At 65.0% G+C, this 17,537-nt stretch carries 15 protein-coding genes; 7 read left to right on the top strand and 8 right to left on the bottom strand.

What is annotated here, in order from left to right; all coding sequences use genetic code 11:
* Positions 1 to 17 precede the first annotated feature (17 nt).
* Positions 18 to 3,332, bottom strand: a complete 3,315-nt coding sequence (locus BRADO_RS12200) for a DUF2126 domain-containing protein (protein WP_011925628.1) — start codon at positions 3,330 to 3,332, stop codon at positions 18 to 20.
* A gap of 435 nt (positions 3,333 to 3,767) precedes the next feature.
* Here BRADO_RS12200 and BRADO_RS12195 point away from each other — a divergent pair, with 435 nt between their 5' ends.
* A complete protein-coding gene (locus BRADO_RS12195; RefSeq protein ID WP_008964013.1) occupies positions 3,768 to 3,965 on the top strand; it encodes a hypothetical protein in 198 nt (65 codons plus the stop codon).
* A gap of 180 nt (positions 3,966 to 4,145) precedes the next feature.
* On the opposite strand, the gene BRADO_RS12190 is transcribed toward BRADO_RS12195, so the two are convergent.
* From BRADO_RS12190 to hpaR, 4 genes are all read right to left on the bottom strand, one after another.
* Positions 4,146 to 5,669 carry a UxaA family hydrolase gene (locus BRADO_RS12190; RefSeq protein WP_041756421.1) on the bottom strand — a complete coding sequence of 508 codons (1,524 nt, stop codon included), beginning with the start codon at positions 5,667 to 5,669 and terminating at the stop codon, positions 4,146 to 4,148.
* 109 nt (positions 5,670 to 5,778) lie between these two features.
* Complete coding sequence (locus BRADO_RS12185; RefSeq protein WP_011925626.1) at positions 5,779 to 6,558, bottom strand: HpcH/HpaI aldolase/citrate lyase family protein; 780 nt, start codon at positions 6,556 to 6,558, stop codon at positions 5,779 to 5,781.
* Between the two features lie 116 nt (positions 6,559 to 6,674).
* On the bottom strand, positions 6,675 to 7,760 hold the full coding sequence (locus BRADO_RS12180) for a malate/lactate/ureidoglycolate dehydrogenase (protein ID WP_011925625.1): 1,086 nt from the start codon (positions 7,758 to 7,760) through the stop codon (positions 6,675 to 6,677).
* A 168-nt stretch (positions 7,761 to 7,928) separates the two neighbouring features.
* Positions 7,929 to 8,429 carry a homoprotocatechuate degradation operon regulator HpaR gene (hpaR, locus tag BRADO_RS12175; RefSeq protein ID WP_041757478.1) on the bottom strand — a complete coding sequence of 167 codons (501 nt, stop codon included), beginning with the start codon at positions 8,427 to 8,429 and terminating at the stop codon, positions 7,929 to 7,931.
* A 116-nt stretch (positions 8,430 to 8,545) separates the two neighbouring features.
* On the opposite strand from hpaR, the gene hpaH reads away from it, so the two are divergent.
* From hpaH to BRADO_RS12150, 5 genes are read left to right on the top strand one after another with little or no spacing between them, the layout of a single operon-like run.
* Positions 8,546 to 9,352 carry a 2-oxo-hept-4-ene-1,7-dioate hydratase gene (hpaH, locus tag BRADO_RS12170; RefSeq protein WP_011925623.1) on the top strand — a complete coding sequence of 269 codons (807 nt, stop codon included), beginning with the start codon at positions 8,546 to 8,548 and terminating at the stop codon, positions 9,350 to 9,352.
* Positions 9,353 to 9,376: 24 nt separating this feature from the next.
* The gene (locus BRADO_RS12165; protein ID WP_011925622.1) at positions 9,377 to 9,775 is read left to right on the top strand and encodes a 5-carboxymethyl-2-hydroxymuconate Delta-isomerase; all 399 of its coding nucleotides are present in this window, start codon (positions 9,377 to 9,379) and stop codon (positions 9,773 to 9,775) included.
* Positions 9,768 to 11,306, top strand: coding sequence for a 5-carboxymethyl-2-hydroxymuconate semialdehyde dehydrogenase (gene hpaE / locus BRADO_RS12160; RefSeq protein ID WP_011925621.1), 1,539 nt, complete (start codon positions 9,768 to 9,770; stop codon positions 11,304 to 11,306). The genes BRADO_RS12165 and hpaE overlap by 8 nt, the downstream gene beginning before the upstream one ends.
* A gap of 12 nt (positions 11,307 to 11,318) precedes the next feature.
* Positions 11,319 to 12,191, top strand: coding sequence for a fumarylacetoacetate hydrolase family protein (locus BRADO_RS12155; RefSeq protein WP_011925620.1), 873 nt, complete (start codon positions 11,319 to 11,321; stop codon positions 12,189 to 12,191).
* A 16-nt stretch (positions 12,192 to 12,207) separates the two neighbouring features.
* On the top strand, positions 12,208 to 13,836 hold the full coding sequence (locus tag BRADO_RS12150; protein WP_011925619.1) for a thiamine pyrophosphate-dependent enzyme: 1,629 nt from the start codon (positions 12,208 to 12,210) through the stop codon (positions 13,834 to 13,836).
* Here BRADO_RS12150 and alkB read toward each other — a convergent pair whose 3' ends face one another.
* Positions 13,837 to 14,487, bottom strand: a complete 651-nt coding sequence (alkB, locus tag BRADO_RS12145) for a DNA oxidative demethylase AlkB (RefSeq protein ID WP_041756419.1) — start codon at positions 14,485 to 14,487, stop codon at positions 13,837 to 13,839.
* A 5-nt stretch (positions 14,488 to 14,492) separates the two neighbouring features.
* Positions 14,493 to 15,236, bottom strand: a complete 744-nt coding sequence (locus BRADO_RS12140) for a 2OG-Fe(II) oxygenase (RefSeq protein ID WP_011925617.1) — start codon at positions 15,234 to 15,236, stop codon at positions 14,493 to 14,495.
* 168 nt (positions 15,237 to 15,404) lie between these two features.
* On the opposite strand from BRADO_RS12140, the gene BRADO_RS12135 reads away from it, so the two are divergent.
* The gene (locus BRADO_RS12135; RefSeq protein ID WP_011925616.1) at positions 15,405 to 16,163 is read left to right on the top strand and encodes a transglycosylase domain-containing protein; all 759 of its coding nucleotides are present in this window, start codon (positions 15,405 to 15,407) and stop codon (positions 16,161 to 16,163) included.
* A gap of 15 nt (positions 16,164 to 16,178) precedes the next feature.
* Here the strand turns inward: BRADO_RS12135 and BRADO_RS12130 are convergent, their stop codons facing one another.
* A complete protein-coding gene (locus BRADO_RS12130; RefSeq protein ID WP_011925615.1) occupies positions 16,179 to 17,531 on the bottom strand; it encodes an amidase in 1,353 nt (450 codons plus the stop codon).
* Between the last annotated feature and the right edge of the window lie 6 nt (positions 17,532 to 17,537).

Raw genomic sequence — 17,537 nt, 5'->3', positions numbered from 1 at the left:
GCGCACGCTCCTTTCCATCAATGCAGGTTCGGCCTGCGCAAGTCGAGGGTCATCGGGAATTCATTTGTGCGTTCTTCCGGCGGCATCGCAATTCGTCCGGGAGTGTGGCCGTGATCCTGGAATCGCGCGAGCCGCCGCGCCTCCGCCTCGTAGGAGTTGATCGGCTTGGTGTCGTAGTTGCGCCCGCCGGGATGGGCGACGTGATAGACGCAGCCGCCGAGCGAGCGGCCATTCCAGGTGTCGATCAGGTCGAACGTCAGCGGCGAATGCACGGGAATGGTCGGGTGCAGACCGGAGGCCGGCTGCCAGGCCTTGAAGCGAACCGCCGCGACGGCCTCGGCCGAGCGGCCTGTCAGGGTCATCGGCATCCTCCTACCATTGCAGGTGATGAGATGGCGGCCTTCGACGAAGCCTTCGGCCTTCACCTGGAGCCGCTCCACCGAGGAATCGACATAGCGGACCGTACCGCCGGCCGCGCCCTCCTCCCCGAGCACATGCCACGGCTCGAGCGCCTGGCGCAGCTCCAACGTCACGCCGCCATGCTGCACGCGGCCGAAGGTCGGAAAACGGAACTCGAGCTGGGCCTGATACCAGTCCGGCGAGAAATCGTAGCCCGACGAGCGCAGCTCATCCAGCACGTCGAGAAAGTCCTCCCAGATGAAGTGCGGCAGCATGAATCGGTCATGCAGCGCCGTGCCCCAGCGCACGAACTTGCCGCCTTGCGGCTCGCGCCAGAGCTTGGCGATCAGCGCGCGGATCAGAAGCTGCTGCGCCAGCGACATGCGCGGATCGGGCGGCATTTCGAGCGCGCGGAATTCGACCAGGCCGAGACGGCCCGTCGGTCCTTCCGGCGAATACAGCTTGTCGATGCAGATCTCCGAGCGGTGCGTGTTGCCGGTGATGTCGACCAGCAGATGGCGGAACAGGCGGTCGACGAGCCACAACGGCACGCTCTGCCCGGCGGCGGGCACATTGGCGAGCGCGATCTCCAGCTCATAAAGACTGTCGTGCCGCGCCTCGTCGATGCGCGGCGCCTGGCTGGTCGGCCCGATGAACATGCCGGAGAACAAATAAGACAGCGCCGGATGCCGCTGCCAATACAGCACCAGGCTCTTCAAGAGATCCGGCCGGCGCAGGAACGGCGAGTCCGGCGGCGACGAGCCGCCGACGACGACATGATTGCCGCCGCCGGTCCCGGTGTGACGGCCATCGATCAGGAAGCGGTTGGCGCCGAGCCGCACCTTGGCCGCGTCCTCATAGAGGCCGAAGGTGATGTCCACCGCCTGCCGCCAGGTCTGCGCGGGCTGGATGTTGACCTCGATCACCCCCGGATCGGGCGTCACCTTGATGACGTCGATGCGCGGATCGAACGGCGGCGCATAACCTTCGACATGAACCTTGATCTGCATCGCCTCGGCCGTCGCTTCAACCGTGGCGATCAATTCCAGATAATCCTCAATGGTTTCGACCGGCGGCATGAACACGCAGAGAATGCCGTCGCGGATCTCGACCGACATCGCGGTGCGCACGCCGAGGCCGCCCCAGTACTGATACTGCACGTCCTGCTGCGGCTGCGGCGGACGATCGAGCGCCTTGAGCGGCGGCACCTGCGGCACGATCACGGGGCGTCCCTGCGCGTAGACCGGCAGCGGGCCGCGCTGCTCCATCGGATCCTGCTCGTGGATATACGGGAAATCCTCCGGCGGGATGTAGACCAGCGAATTGATCGGCAGCCGCAAACCGAGCGGCGAGTCGCCGGGGATCAGGAACAGCCGCTTGCGCCGGAGGCCCCAGCGCTCGCTGCGCCAGCGCGTGGGCCTCGCATTCCAGCGCTGGATCGGCAGCACGAAGCCGCGCGGAATATGCAGCCCCTCGTCGAACACGCGCGCCATGCGCGCGCGCTCTTCCGGATCGGCGAGCTTGGAATCGAGCGCATCGACGTTCTCAGGAAGCGCGGCCTCCTTCTGCAGCCAATGCGCGGGGTCCTCGTAGGCTGGCAGGACGTAGTCCGGCTCCAGGCCGAGTGTTTCGGCCGTCGTCTCCAGAAAGCGCTCGGCGTCGACGACGGTCGCCATGCGCGGACCGTCTACGCTCGCGATCAGGTCCGCATTGCGCCAGATCGGCTCGCCGTCCTTGCGCCAGTACAGTCCGAATGCCCAGCGCGGCAGGCTTTCGCCTGGATACCATTTGCCCTGGCCATAATGCAGCAGACCACCGGGCGCGAAGCGCGTGCGCAACCGCCTGATCAGGCTGTCGGCGAGCCCGCGCTTGGTCGGACCGACCGCGGCCGTATTCCATTCCGCCGACTCCATGTCATCGATCGACACGAAGGTCGGCTCGCCGCCCATCGTCAGGCGCACGTCATGGGCGGCGAGATCAGCATCGACCGCTTCGCCAAGACGGTCGAGCTTGTCCCAGGAGTCATCGGAGAAAGGCCGTGTGATCCGCGGCGCTTCGCGAATACGCTTCACGTTCATCTCGAACGCGAAGTCGACCTCGGCAATTCCGGCACTGCCGCTGATCGGGGCCGCCGAGTGATAATGCGGCGTGGCCGCCACCGGAATGTGGCCCTCGCCGGCGAGCATGCCCGAGGTGACGTCGAAACCGATCCACCCAGCACCGGGCAGATAGACCTCGGCCCAGGCATGCAGATCGGTAAAATCGCTCTCCACCTCCACCGGCCCCTCGACCGGATCGATATCGGGACGAAGCTGGATCAGGTAGCCCGACACGAAGCGGGCGGCGAGGCCGAGATGACGCAGCGTCTGAATCAGCAGCCAGGCGGAGTCGCGGCAGGAGCCGGCGGCGGAGGACAGCGTCTCTTCCGGCGTCTGAACGCCAGGCTCCATACGGATGATATAGCGAATCTTTTTCTGCAACTGGGCATTGAGGTCGACGAGGTAGTTGACAGTGTTGTCAGCCTCGCGCGGGATCGACTTCAAGTACTCCGCGAACAACGGCCCGGGCTCGGTCGTCTCCAGATAGGGAGCGAGTTCCGTCCTCAGTCCCTCGGGATAGGCGAACGGGAAACTATCGGCATAGGGTTCGACAAAGAAATCGAACGGATTGATCACGGTCATCTGCGCCGTGAAATCCACCTCTATTTTCAGTTCGTTCACCTTCTCTGGAAAAACGTAGCGGGCGAGCCAGTTGCCCTGCGGATCCTGCTGCCAGTTCACGAAATGGTTGGCCGGCGTGACCTTGAGCGAATAGCTCAAAACCGGCGTCCTGGTATGTGGTGCAGGACGCAGTCGGATGGTTTGCGGGCCAAGCCCTACCGGACGATCATACTTATAATGGGTGACGTGATGTAAGGCGACGTAGATTGACACGTGGGTTCAGCGCTCCAGCAACTTTTTTGAGCAGAACATTGCCGTGCTCAGGGATCAAGCACTAACAACGGGCACAGCTGCCTATTGAACTGCCGTAAGCTCGAAACCCGGCATTCACGACCGCCCGCGGCCTCATCCGAACCCGATCATGTGTGTTCTCTGCACGTACCGGTCGTTTTTTCGGCGGTCGCGCGACCCAATCCCGCCTCATCGCATAGAACGAGAGAAGAACAAACAAGTACGACCTCCGTGTTCCAGCGGAGTTGTCCACAGGCGCGCGTACAAATACTCACGGAAGATTGACCACTTTGCCATATCTGGGGTTAACCGCGAAAAATGAACTAACAAGAACTAATAGCGTTGCACCCGCCGCAATCGCTTGATAGCTCGACTACACGTGCTATTTAGGACGGCCATTGCCAAGAGGAGAATCAAGTGGCGAAGACAGCTAAGAAGGCAGCTACCAAGAAGTTGGCGCGCAAGCCCTACACGCCGGCCGACATCAAGCTGCTGAAGCAGCACTCGAAATCCAAGACCCCGGTTGCCAAGATCGCCAAGGCGATGAAGCGGACTGAAGGCTCGCTCCGCCAGAAGGCTCTGGCGCTCGGCATCGGTCTGGGCCACCAGCGGTAAAATCGTTCAGCGCCGCTGTCGCACGCGCGTGAGCGCGAGAAGCATGCGGCGCTCTCGACCGGTTATCTGATCGCAGTTGCGATCCAGTCTCAGCTAAATGACGATCTCAGCTGTGATCAGATGCCGGCACGTGATACGACCGGCATCATTCCGGTTCCGCAACTGACCGGCTTGATCGAGCTACATGGTCGCGCCGAGCACCCAGGGCGCGAACTCGGCGCCGCCGAAATCGAAACTCTCGCTCTTGGTCGGCTCGCCCGACGCGGTCTTCAGCATCAGTTCAAAGATGCGCTGGCCGCATTCCTGCACACTTTCCTCGCCGTCCAGGATCGTGCCGCAATTGACGTCCATATCGTCTTCCATCCGCTTGTACATCGGCGTGTTGGTTGCAAGCTTGATGGACGGCGCCGGCTTGCAGCCGAACACGCTGCCACGTCCAGTGGTGAAGCAGACGAGATTGGCTCCGCCCGCCACCTGCCCCGTTGCTGCGACGGGGTCGTAGCCGGGCGTATCCATGAAGACGAAACCCTTCTTGGTGACGGCTTCGGCGTAATGCAGCACGTCGACCAGATTGGTGCTGCCCGCCTTGGCCATCGCGCCCAGCGACTTTTCGAGAATCGTCGTGAGACCCCCGGCCTTGTTGCCCGGACTGGGATTGGCATTCATCTCGGCGCCTTCACGCGCGGTATAGTCTTCCCACCAGCGCATCAGAGAGACGAGTTTCTCGCCGACCTCGCGGCTCACGGCGCGGCGAGTGAGCAGGTGCTCGGCGCCATATGTCTCAGGTGTCTCGGATAAAATCACCGTGCCACCGTGCCGCACCAGCAGATCGCTCGCGGCACCGAGCGCCGGATTGGCCGAGATGCCCGAGTAGCCGTCGGAGCCGCCACATTGCAGGGCCACGGTCAGCTCACTCGCCGGAACCGTCTCACGCTTCACCTTGTTGGCATCCGCCAGAGCCTCCTTGACGAAGGCAATGCCGGCCTCGACGGTCTTGCGTGTGCCGCCGACCTCCTGGATGTCCATGGCGCGCAGCCGGCCGGCGAGCTTCTGCTCCTCCATCAGACCGCCGATCTGATTGGCCTCGCAGCCGAGACCGAGCACGATCACCGCCGAAAAATTCACGTGCCGCGCGTAGCCGCCGAGCGTCCGCCGCAACAGCTTGAGCGGTTCGTCCATTGTCATGCCGCAGCCGGTCTTGTGCGTCAGCGCCACCACGCCGTCGACGTTGGGATAGTCGGCGAGCGGATCGTCGCCGGAAAACGGATTCCGCTTGAAGACATCGGCCACAAGACCAGCGACATGGGCGCTGCAATTCACCGAGGTCAGGATGCCGATATAGTTGCGGGTCGCGACCCGGCCGTCGGGGCGACGAATGCCCTCGAAGGTTGCAGGAAGATCGAAATTCGGCGTCGGCTTGACGTCGACGCTGTAGGCGTAGTCCTTGGCGAAATCACCCATGCCGCAGTTCTGTGTATGAACATGCTGTCCGGGCGCGATCGGCGCCGTGGCGAAGCCGATGATCTGACCGTAGCGCCGAATCGGCTCGCCCTGCGCGATCGGGCGCACTGCGACCTTATGCCCCGCCGGTATGCGGTCGACCGTCACGACTCCCTCCGTCACCGCAAGCCCCGGAGGAAGGCTGGCGCGCGCGATCAGCACGCTGTCCTCGGGATGAAGCCGGATGACGGGAGCGGGAGCCATGGCAGTCTCTCTCGTTGAGTTCATCAGTTACAAACAGACATGCGATGGGCGAGGTGCGAATAGCGGATGATCTACACCCCTATTCGCTCTCCCCCTTCGGTATTCGTCCTCAGGCCTTGCCGCCGGATTCCTTGCGCGTCTGCGCCACCTGCTGGCGGGCATAGACCTGCATCAGGCCGACCTCGTTCGACAGTGTCACGAGCTTGAAGCCCATGTTGATGGCACGCACCGCGCCCTCGGCGCCGCTGCAATGGATGCCCGGATTGAGGCCGCGCTTGCCGCATTCCTTCACGATCTTCTCATAGATCTTGAGAATCTCGGGCTCGTCGCGATCGAGCTTCGGCACGAGGCCGTAGGAGAAGCCGAGGTCGGACGGGCCGATATAGACGCCGTCAATGCCCTCGACATCGAGAATGGCCTCCATATTCTCGACCGCCGTCCGCGTCTCCATCATCGGCAGCAGCACGATCTCGTCATTGGCGGTCTTCTGATACTCACCCGCGCTGCCATACATGCCGGAGCGGATCGGGCCGTTCGAACGCACGCCCTTCGGCGGATATTTCGAGTAGGACACGAGATTGCGTGCTTCCTGCGGCGTGTTGACCATTGGACAGATCACGCCATAGGCGCCGCCGTCGAGCACCTTGCCGATGATGCCGGGCTCGTTCCACGGCACGCGGACCATCGGGGTCACCGGATGGCCGTGCATCGCCTGGAAGCATTGTACCATCGAGAGATAGTCCTGCACGCCGTGCTGCATGTCCACAGTGACGCTGTCGAAGCCGCACTGCGCCACGACCTCGGCGGAGAACCCCGAGGGAATCGCGAGCCAGGCATTCACCACCGTCTTGCCTTCGGCCCAGAGCTGCTTGACCTTGTTGTTCGCCACGACTTCGTTTCCTTCCCTGGTTGTTCAGTCTACGTTGTTCAAACTCGTTCTTCGATGCGTGAGCGCGATGCAATCCCGCTCACATGCCGCGCCGCGCCACCGGCAATCTCTGGAGATCATGACGTCGCCCGCTGAATGCTCACCTCGCTCACGCCGACCTCGCGGGCCGTCCCAACGATCGCTGCCCAAGTGTCGTCAGGCAGCGGCACACCATTGGCCGTGCGATCGGCCCGCGTCTTGCGCTCGACGTCGCCGGGCACCAGCACGTGATCGACGCCGGCCACCGGCTTCGTCGCCCGGATGAAATCCGTGTAGCGGGTGATCTCGCCATCGAAGAAGTTGGCAGGATCGACCACCTTGGGGTCGATGTAGATCGCGAGCATGCCGTTGGCAAAGCGCCGGCCGGACGAGGTCGCGCCCGTGCCCGTCAAGGCACCGCCAAGCAGTTCGCAGATGAAGGCGAGACCCGAGCCCTTGTGCTCGCCGAAGGCGCGGATCGCGCCCGTGCCCTTGGTGTGGTCGCGCGGGCCTTCGGCCTCATATGGACCATAGAGCACCGCAGGATTCTCGCTCAGGGTGCCGTCGGCATCGATCAGCGCTCCCTTCGGTAACTTCTTGCCACCACGGCTCGCCACCAGGACCTTGCCTTCGGCGACGATCGAGGTCGCAAAATCGAGCACGATCGGATCCTGGCCCATACGCGGAATGCCGACGCAATACGGCGCCGTCGAGAACCGCTTCTCCACTCCGCCATAGGGCGCAACCAACAAAGAACCCGCGGCAGTCACGAAGTGAATCGAGACGAGACCTTCAGCGGCGGCCATTTCGGCCCAGTCGCCGACGCGGCCGAGATGGCCGGAATTGCGCAACGCGAGCGCCGCCAGGCCACTCGTCTTGCAGCGCTCGATGCCGATCTTGACCGCCTGCGGCGTGACCGTCTGGCCGTATCCGAACTTGCCGTCGACCACTACCAGCGATGGCGTATCGACCACGATCTCCGCCGTCTGGTTGGGGACGATCGAACCCATCTTCTGCCAGCGGATGTAGACGGGGACCCGGATCACGCCATGGCTGTCGTGCCCTGTGAGGTTGGCGGTCGTGAGATAGGTTGCGATCCGGCGCGCCTCCTCCGGAGAAGACTGGGCATGTTCGAAGACGTCGGCAACGAAGTCGATGAGGCGCTCAACCTGGATTGTAACCATGACAACTCGCGGGTTCGATCAGCATGCGAAAACAGAGTTAGCATGGATTGCCATGCCTGCGACGCAACGCCATCTCCGCTCGACTGCATCGCTTCTTATCAAACTGTTGAAGTCACTGCCAAGCGCAAGGACTGATCAGGCCTGAATTTGCGCGGGTTCTGCACGACGTCATTCATCGGCATCCGACACCATCTCACCATCGCCGCCGATGCTCTGCTCGAGCTCATCCAGCATTTTGTGCAGCGCGGCAAGTTTTCGCGCGCCGTAGCGGCGGGCAATCGAGGCGTAGATCGCCTCTGAGTTCGGCGCAACCTGCGCAATCAGCTTCAACCCCTTCGTGGAAATCGACAGCACGCCCCTGCGCATATCGCGCGCATCCACCTCGCGCTGAATCAGGCCACGCGCCTCCAGGTCACGCAGAATGCGGGACAGGCTGGGACCGAGCAGGAAGGCGACACGCGCCAGCTCCGTGACCTCGATCGCATCGACGGCGGCCAGCGCGCGCAGAATGCGCCATTGCTGCTCCGTCAGACCATGCGCGCGCAGATTGGGCCGAAACTGCCGCATGACAGCTTCGCGGGCCCGCAGCAGCGCCATGGGCAGCGATTGCGAGAAGTCGCGCATCGGGACCTTGCGCGCATCCTTGAACCCCTTCTTGCTGTCGCTCATCGCCACCCTCTGGCCGCCTTCCGATATTTGCACTGCAGCAATCGCCGTTTGGATTTGCGGCAATAAACTTAACATGTTAATCAACTGCCGCCACCTGTTTCCTCGAGGATCCTCTCATGCCGCTGTCGAGCGACCAGATTCACAGCTGCGCCTTGCGCCTGGATCAGGCCGAAAAATCTCGCCGTCAGATCCGGCAATTCTCGCAGGATTTTCCCGAGATCACGATCGCCGACGCCTACGCGATCCAGAAAGCCTGGATCGACATCAAGGTCGGCGAAGGGCGGGTCATCAAGGGCCACAAGATCGGCCTGACGTCGAAGGCGATGCAGAACGCGCTGAACATCGACGAGCCGGATTCGGGCGTGCTGCTCGACGACATGTTCTTCGCCGATGGCGGCCTCGTGCCATCCGGCCGCTTCATTGCAACGCGGATCGAGGCTGAGCTGGCCTTTGTCATGAAGCACCGGCTCGCCGGACCGGACTGCACATTGTTCGATGTGCTCAACGCGACCGACTTCGTCGTGCCGGCGCTCGAGATCCTGGATACACGGATCGAGCGCGTCGATCCGGAGACCAAGGCGACGCGCAAGATCTTCGACACGATCGCGGACAACGCGGCGAACGCCGGCATTGTCCTCGGCGGACGGCCGCTGCGGCCCGCCGACACCGACCTGCGCTGGGTGGGCGCCCTCTGTTATAAGAACGGTCAGTTGGAGGAGACCGGCCTGGCTGCCGGAGTGCTTAACAACCCGGCAACCGCCGTCGCCTGGCTCGCCAACAAGATCGCAGCGCACGGGCTTGCACTTGAACCAGGCCAGGTGGTTCTCGCCGGGTCGTTCATCCGGCCGATCGAGGCCCGCAAGGGCGACACGATCCAGGCCGACTACGGTCCGTATGGAACGGTGAGCTGCTATTTCGCCTGACGCCCTTGCCGGAGCTGAACCACCATGCCGCATTTCAGCATCGAGTACTCCGCCAATCTCGACGCCCGCGTCGACATGGCCGGGATTTGCGAGATCGTTCGTAAGGCCGCCAGCGAAACCGGCATCTTCCCGATCGGCGGCATCCGCGTCCGTGCCATCCGCTGCGAGCATTATGCCGTCGCAGACGGCAAGCCGGACTATGGTTTTCTCGCCATGCTGCTGCGGCTCGGCGAAGGCCGCGACCTTGCCGCGCGGCAAAAGGCCGGTGAGCACGTGTTCAAGGCGCTCTCGGCGCATCTCGATCCCGTCTTCGCCGGCAGCAAATTCGCGCTGTCCTTCGACATGCAGATCAACGACGCCGCGACCAGTTGGAAGCGCAACAACATCCACGACGCCCTGAAAGCGGAGGCATCCCATGGATAAGGCCACTCCCAAAGCCGACATCTACCAGGCCAACCTCGACCGCGCCGCCCCCCTGCTCGCGAAGCTTAAGGACGAAGGCATCGGTCATTTCATTGACGGCGAGGTTGTGCCGGCCATCTCGGGCGCGACGTTCGAAACAAGGTCGCCGATCGACAATGCCGTGCTGGCCACCGTCGCGCGTGGCAATGCCGAGGACATCGATCGCGCTGCGACCTCCGCGGCGCTGGCCTTCAGGTCCTGGCGGGAGATGGCCCCGGCGATGCGCCGCAAGCTGCTGCACCGCATGGCCGATGCGATCGAGGATCATGCCGACGACATCGCGGTGCTCGAATGCATCGACACCGGCCAGGCCTATCGCTTCATGGCCAAGGCGGCGATCCGCGCGGCGGAGAACTTTCGCTTCTTCGCCGACAAATGCACCGAGGCGCGCGACGGCCTGAGCACGCCGAGCGAGGAGCATTGGAACATCTCCACCCGCGTGCCGATCGGTCCGGTCGGCGTGATCACGCCGTGGAACACGCCATTCATGCTGTCGACCTGGAAGATCGCGCCCGCCCTCGCCGCGGGCTGCACGGTCGTGCACAAACCGGCCGAGTGGTCCCCGATCACGGCGCAATGGCTGGCGAAGCTCGCCAAGGACGCCGGCATTCCCGACGGCGTGCTCAACACGGTGCATGGCTTCGGCGAGGAAGCCGGCAAGGCGCTGACCGAGCATCCCGCGATCAAGGCAATCGGCTTCGTCGGCGAAAGCTCGACGGGCTCGGCCATCATGGCGCAGGGCGCGCCCACCCTGAAGCGGGTGCATTTCGAGCTCGGCGGCAAGAACCCGGTGATCGTGTTCGATGACGCCGATCTCGACCGCGCGCTCGATGCGGTCGTGTTCATGATCTACTCGCTCAATGGTGAGCGCTGCACGTCGTCGAGCAGGCTATTGGTGCAGCAGAGCATCGCGGAAACCTTCACGGCCAAGCTTGCCGCCCGCGTGCGCGCGCTGAAGGTCGGCCATCCGCTCGATCCGGCGACGGAGATCGGGCCGCTGATCCATGAGCGGCATCTCGCCAAGGTCTGCTCCTATGCCGACGTCGCGCGGCAGGACGGCGCGATCATTGCCGTCGGCGGCAAGCCGTTCGCCGGCCCCGGCGGCGGCCATTATGTCGAGCCGACCTTGGTGACCGGCGCAAGCCAGACCATGCGCGTCGCGCAGGAGGAGGTGTTCGGGCCGTTCCTCACCGTGATTCCGTTCCGCGACGAGGCCGACGCGGTCGCGATCGCCAACGACGTGCAATATGGCCTCACCGGCTACGTCTGGACCGGCGACATGGGCCGCGCGCTGCGCGTCGCTGACGCGCTGGAGGCCGGCATGATCTGGCTGAACTCGGAGAACGTCCGCCATCTGCCGACGCCGTTCGGCGGCATGAAGGCGTCCGGCATCGGCCGCGACGGCGGCGACTATTCGTTCGACTTCTACATGGAGACCAAGCACGTCTCGCTCGCGCGCGGCACCCACAAGATCCAGCGGCTCGGCGTATAAGGAGACCAGCCCATGACCTCCCCGCGCCTCGCGACCTACGCGATCAACGGCTCCGTCCGCTACGGCCTCGTCAACGACAACGGCCTCGTCGATCTCTCCGCACGCTTTGCGAAGGACTATCCGACCTTGCGGGAGGTGATCGCCGCGGGCGCCCTGTCCCGGCTGATCGAGGCCGCCGCCGGCCTGTCGCCGGATCACGGCGTCGATGCCATCACCTGGCAACCGCCGATCCCTTCGCCCGAGAAGATCATCTGCATCGGCGTCAACTATCCCGACCGCAATGCCGAGTACAAGGACGGCCAGGACGCGCCGAAATATCCGTCGATGTTCATGCGCACGCCGCGCTCCTTCGTCGGCCACGAGGCGCCACTGGTGCGCCCGCGCGCTTCGCCGCAACTCGACTACGAGGGCGAGCTGGTGCTGGTCATCGGCAAGGCCGGCCGGCACATTCCCGAGGCCCAGGCGCTGGATCACATCGCGGCGCTGACCTTGTGCAACGAAGGCACCATCCGCGACTGGGTGCGGCACGCCAAGTTCAACGTCACACAAGGCAAGAATTTCGATTCCACCGGCAGCCTCGGGCCCTGGATCGTGCCCTACACCAGTGAGAGCCAGATCGCCGACATCCGCCTGACCACGCACGTCAATGGCGAACTGCGCCAGGACGACCGGACGTCGCGGCTGATCTTCGGCTTTCGCTATCTCATCAATTACATCTCAACCTTCACGACGCTCGTTCCCGGTGACGTGATCGTGACGGGCACGCCGACCGGCGCCGGTGCCCGGTTCGATCCGCCGCGCTATCTCAAGCCCGGCGATGTCATCGAGATCGCCGCCGAGGGCATCGGCACCTTGCGCAACGGCGTCGTCGACGAAGCAGAATAGAAACGGACATATCAGCATGACCACCATGACCGGCGGCGAAGCCATCGTCAGCGGGCTCGTCGCCCACGGCGTCGACACCGTGTTCGGCCTGCCCGGCGCGCAGGTCTACGGCCTGTTCGACGCCTTCCACCAGGCGCAACTGAAGGTCGTCGGCGCGCGCCATGAGCAGGCCTGCGGCTACATGGCGTTCGGCTACGCCCGCGCCAGCGGCAGGCCCGGCGTGTTCAGCGTCGTCCCAGGCCCCGGCGTGCTCAATGCCGGCGCGGCGCTGCTCACCGCTTTCGGCTGCAACGAGCCGGTGCTGTGCCTGACCGGCCAGGTGCCGACGGACTATCTCGGCCGCGGCCGCGGCCATCTGCACGAGATGCCCGACCAGCTCGCCACTTTACGCACCTTCGTCAAATGGGCCGAGCGCATCGAATATCCCGACAGCGCGCCGACACTGGTCGCGCGCGCGTTCCAGGAGATGCTGTCCGGACGGCGCGGGCCCGCCGCGCTGGAGATGCCGTGGGACGTGTTCACGCAGAAGGCCGCGACATCGGCCGCAAATCCGCTGGCTCAGGTCACGCCACCGCAGCCCGATCCCGACCGCATCGCCAAGGCCACCGCCCTCATCGCGAGCGCCAAGGCACCGATGATCTTCGTCGGCTCCGGCGCGATCGAGGCGCGCGAGGAGATCCTCGAACTGGCCGAGATGATCGACGCGCCGGTCGTCGCCTTCCGCTCGGGGCGCGGCATCGTCTCCAACGCGCATGAGCTCGGGCTCACCATGGCCGCGGCCTACAAGCTCTGGCCAACCACCGATCTGATGATCGGCATCGGCACCCGCATGGAACTGCCGACGACGTTCCGCTGGCCGTTCAAGCCTGACGGCTTGAAGTCGATCCGCATCGACATCGACCCAGCCGAGATGCGTCGCCTGATCGTCGACGCCGGCCTCGTCGCCGATGCCAAGGCGGGCACGGCTGCGCTGGCCGCGGCTGTGAGCAAGGCGGGCACTCGCAAGACCTCCGGCCGTCGCGCAGCAATCCGCAAGGCCAGCGCTGCGACCTTGCAGGAGATCCAGAAGGTGCAGCCGCAGATGGCCTACCTCAACGTGCTGCGCGAGGTTTTGCCGCATGACGCCATCGTCACCGACGAATTGTCCCAGGTCGGATTCGCCTCCTGGTACGGCTTCCCGGTCTACCAGCCGCGCACCTTCATCACGTCAGGCTATCAGGGCACGCTGGGCGCCGGCTTTCCGACCGCCCTCGGCGCCAAGGTCGCGCATCCCGACAAGCCGGTGGTCGCGATCACCGGCGATGGCGGATTCATGTTCGCGGTGCAGGAGCTGGCGACCGCCGTGCAATACAACATCGGCGTCGTGACCCTGGTGTTCAACAACAACTCCTACGGCAATGTCCGGCGCGACCAGCGCGAACGCTTCGACGGCCGCGTCGTCGCCTCCGACCTGGTCAATCCGGATTTCGTCAAGCTCGCGGAGTCGTTCGGTGTTGCGGCAAGCCGCGTCACCGCCCCTGACCAGTTCAAGGCGGCGCTCGAGACCGCACTCGCGCATGGCGGGCCGTATCTGATCGACATCGAGGTGCCGCGCGACAGCGAAGTCTCGCCCTGGGCCTTCATTCATCCGGCCAAGCCGGCCTGATCAACCCGCGCGGCGAAAGGTCAGGTTGATACGCCGGCGGCCAAGCCGCGCATGCTCGCCGTCGGCGAGCGGCGCGACGCCGTGAAACGCGAGCCGCGCCGGCCCGCCCCAGACGACGACGTCGCCATGAACCAACCGATAACGCTGCGTCTTGTCGGTGCGCCTCAGGCCGCCGAACAGGAACGTCGCGGGCAGCCCCAGCGACACCGAGACGATCGGCGCGCCGACGTCGCGCTCGTCGCGGTCCTGATGCAGCGACATTTTTGCGCCGGGCTCGTAGCGGTTGATCAGGCAGGCGTCGGGCGCGAAACCTGGAAAGCCAGCCTCGCGCGCGGCATTCTCGGCGATCTGACGGAACAGCGGCGGCATCGCCGGCCAGGGCTGTCCGCTCTCCGGATCGACGGCATCGTAACGATAGCCGCTGCGATCCGTCACCCAGCCGAGCGCGCCGCAATTGGTCATCGCCACCGACATCTGGTGGCCGCCCGGCGTGACCATGCGGCGGAACGGCGCCTGCGCCGTGATCATCTCGATCGCCGCGAGCAGCTCGGTCTCAAGTGGCCGCGCGAAGCCGCGCAGCAGCAGCGCGCCCGGCGCAAGCAGCTCGCGCGCAGGCCCGGCATCAAGACCATCAAACAAATCCGCCGTCATCCGCCTCACTTCGCATCGTGAAAGATCACGCCGACCGTATGCCGCCGGCCGGCGCGCAGCCGGCTGACGCCGTGGCGCATGGTGACGCGGTAGCTGCCGCGCGTGCCCTGGACGGGGCGATGGTGAACCGCGAACACCACGGCGTCACCCTGCCGCAGCGGCACCACCTCCGCACGCGACTGCATGCGCGGCCGCTGCTCCGTGAGCACGAACTCGCCGCCTTCGAAGTCGCGCCCGGGCTCGGACAAGAGGATCGCGACCTGCAGCGGAAACACATGCTCGCCATAGAGATCCTGATGCAGGCAATTGTAGTCGCCCTCGTCATATTGCAGCAGCAGCGGCGTCGGCCGGGTCTGGCCGGCGTCGTGGCAGCGGGCGAGAAATCGCGCATGGTCTGCGGGATATTGGACATCGATGCCCATCGCCGCGTTCCAACGATTGGCGACCGGAACAAGCTGCGCATAGAGAAGCGGCCGCAACTGCGCGATCGGCTCCGGCAAGGGATAGCTGAAATATTTGTACTCGCCGCGCCCGAACCCGTGCCGCGCCATCACCACGCGGCTGCGGAAGTGGCCGTCCTCCGGATACAGTGCCGCGAGCGCGCGGCACGCGTCCGACGACAGCAACTGCGGCAACACCGCGCAGCCGCCGGCGTCGAGGTCGCGTTCGACCGAGGTCCAGTCGATTGCATCGATCCCGCTCGCTGCGGGAGAAACGAGGTCGGGCAATGCGTGCTTGGGTCTGGCCATTCAATCAATCCCAGCTGTCATTCCTGGGCGGCGCGAAGCGACGAGCCCGGAATGACGAGGATGCGACAGAATGAGCGCCGACCGCCACCCGTTTCCAGGATGCTTGGCATCGCGCCGGAACTCCCCCGTTGAACCGGAACGCTTCGGGCGGAACCAAATCCTCTGACGATGCACCATCCACGCACCCGGCGCTTTCTCATTCTGTTCGGCAAGTCGATTCTGGCCGTGCTCTCGCTCGCCGTCATGCTGCTGCTTTACGCCGCCGGCTATGCGATCTGGTACGCCGAATATCACCTCGGCGTCCCTACCGAAGCCGAGATCGCGGCGCTGCCCGGCACGGGCCATCTATGTCCGCTCGAAGCAGGATCGCCCTACATGCCGCTGGCCGACATGCCCCCGCTGCTGCGCCAAGCCGTCGTCGCGTCGACGGGCTCCGACTTTCAGACGCGACCCAATCTCGTTCTGCCGGCGCTATTGGCGGCCGTTGTCAAGAGTGACGGACGGCCCGATACGAGGATCACGTTTGCGGTCACCCGCCATTGCCTGCATGTCCTGGCTTCAGACTGTTGCCGCGGCCTGGATTGGCACATCGGAAGCACGGTCTTCATGGGCCGTCTGGAACGAACCTTGTCGCGCGATCGAATTCTGGAATCCTACCTGAACGACAGCTATCTCGGCCGCAACGCCTACGGCGTCGCAGCGGCGGCAACCGCGCATTTCGGCAAGCCCCTGACAGACCTCGACATCGGCGAGATCGCCCTGCTCATCGCGCGTTTCCAGGTGCCGACGCCCTCTGAACGCGACAGCGAGCGACGCAGTTACATCCTCGACAAAATGCTGTCAGCCGGCCTCATCGACGAGGCACAGGCGAGCGCCGCCAAGGCGACACCACTGTCCTTGATCGCTGCCCCGCCCCACAATCCCTGATCGCTTGCTGCCGCCTCACCCCCGCACGACGCCCTCGATCCCCGCCGCGATCTCCAGCAGCTTGCGGTCGTTGCCGCCGGACTGCGCCAGCATCAGGCCGACCGGGACCTCGCCGTGGCGATGGGCCGGCAGCGAGATGGCGCAGCCGTCGATCATGTTGATGAATGTGCAGTTGCGCAGCGCACGGATGTTTTCCCGCGCGAAGGCGGCGTCGTCGGCGAGGTCGGCGATTTTCGGCGGCGCGTTGGCCGTGGTCGGCATCACCAGCGCGTCGTAGGGCGCGATGCGCGCGGCGGCGCGCGTCACCAGGGAGCGGCGGGCGTTGAGCATCTCGATGTAGTCGGGCACTGTGATCGCCTCGCCGCGCAGGATGCGCACGGAGACGCGGGGGTCGTAGACGTCGCCCTTGGCGGTCAACAGGAAGCGATGCCACGCGTAGCTCTCGGCGGCGGCAAAGCCGCCCTTCATGCCGATGACGCCGACATCGAGAAACTCGGGAAATTCGATGCGCTCGATCAGCGCGCCCTGTCTCGCGAGAGTGTCCAGCGCCCGCTCGAACGTTTCGGCCACCTCGGCATCGAGCTCGTCGAGCACGATGGTCGTCGGCACCGCGAGCCGCAGCCCCTTCACGGGACGTGACGCCAGCGGCCGGATCGGCTCGTCAGCCAGCACGGAGTCCAGCACCGCGCAGCAGGCCACGGTGTTGGCGAGCGGGCCGAAGCTGTCGAGCGTCGACGACAGCGGCACGCCGCCGTCGAGCGGCACGCGCGCCTGGGTCGGCTTGTAGCCGGTGATGCCGTTGAACGCCGCAGGGATGCGGCAGGAGCCGCCGGTATCGGTGCCGAGCGCGCCATAGGCCATGCGGTCGGCGACCGAGACCGCGGCGCCCGAGGACGAGCCGCCGGGCACATAGCCGACCTCGCGCTTCCACGCGCTCTTCGGCGTGCCGTAATGCGGATTGATGCCGATGCCGGAATAGGCGAACTCGGTCATGTTGGTGCGGCCGATCACGACGAAGCCGGCCTTGCGCAGCCGCGCCACCGCGGGCGCATCCGCTTCGGCCGGCGCCGAATCCTCCAGCGCGCGCGAGCCGGCGCGGGTCACCTGACCCTTGATGTCGAACAGGTCCTTGATCGACACGGGAATGCCCGCGAACGCCGACGGCGCGGCATTGGCCTTGCGCAGCGCGTCCATGCCGTCGGCGGCCGAAAGCGCCGCGTCCTTGTCGACGTGGATGAAGGCGCGCTGGCCTTCGCCGGCCGGATCGGCGATGCGGACGAGACAGTCCTCGACCAGCTTGCGCGAGGTCGTGCGTCCCGCGGCGAGATCGTCGGCGAGCGCGGCGAGGGTCGGATTGGCAGCGGTCATGGCATC

The organism is Bradyrhizobium sp. ORS 278 (assembly GCF_000026145.1).
Lineage (GTDB): Bacteria > Pseudomonadota > Alphaproteobacteria > Rhizobiales > Xanthobacteraceae > Bradyrhizobium.
Note: the sequence above shows the minus strand (reverse complement) of the source record. Positions and strands in the feature narration are given on the sequence as shown.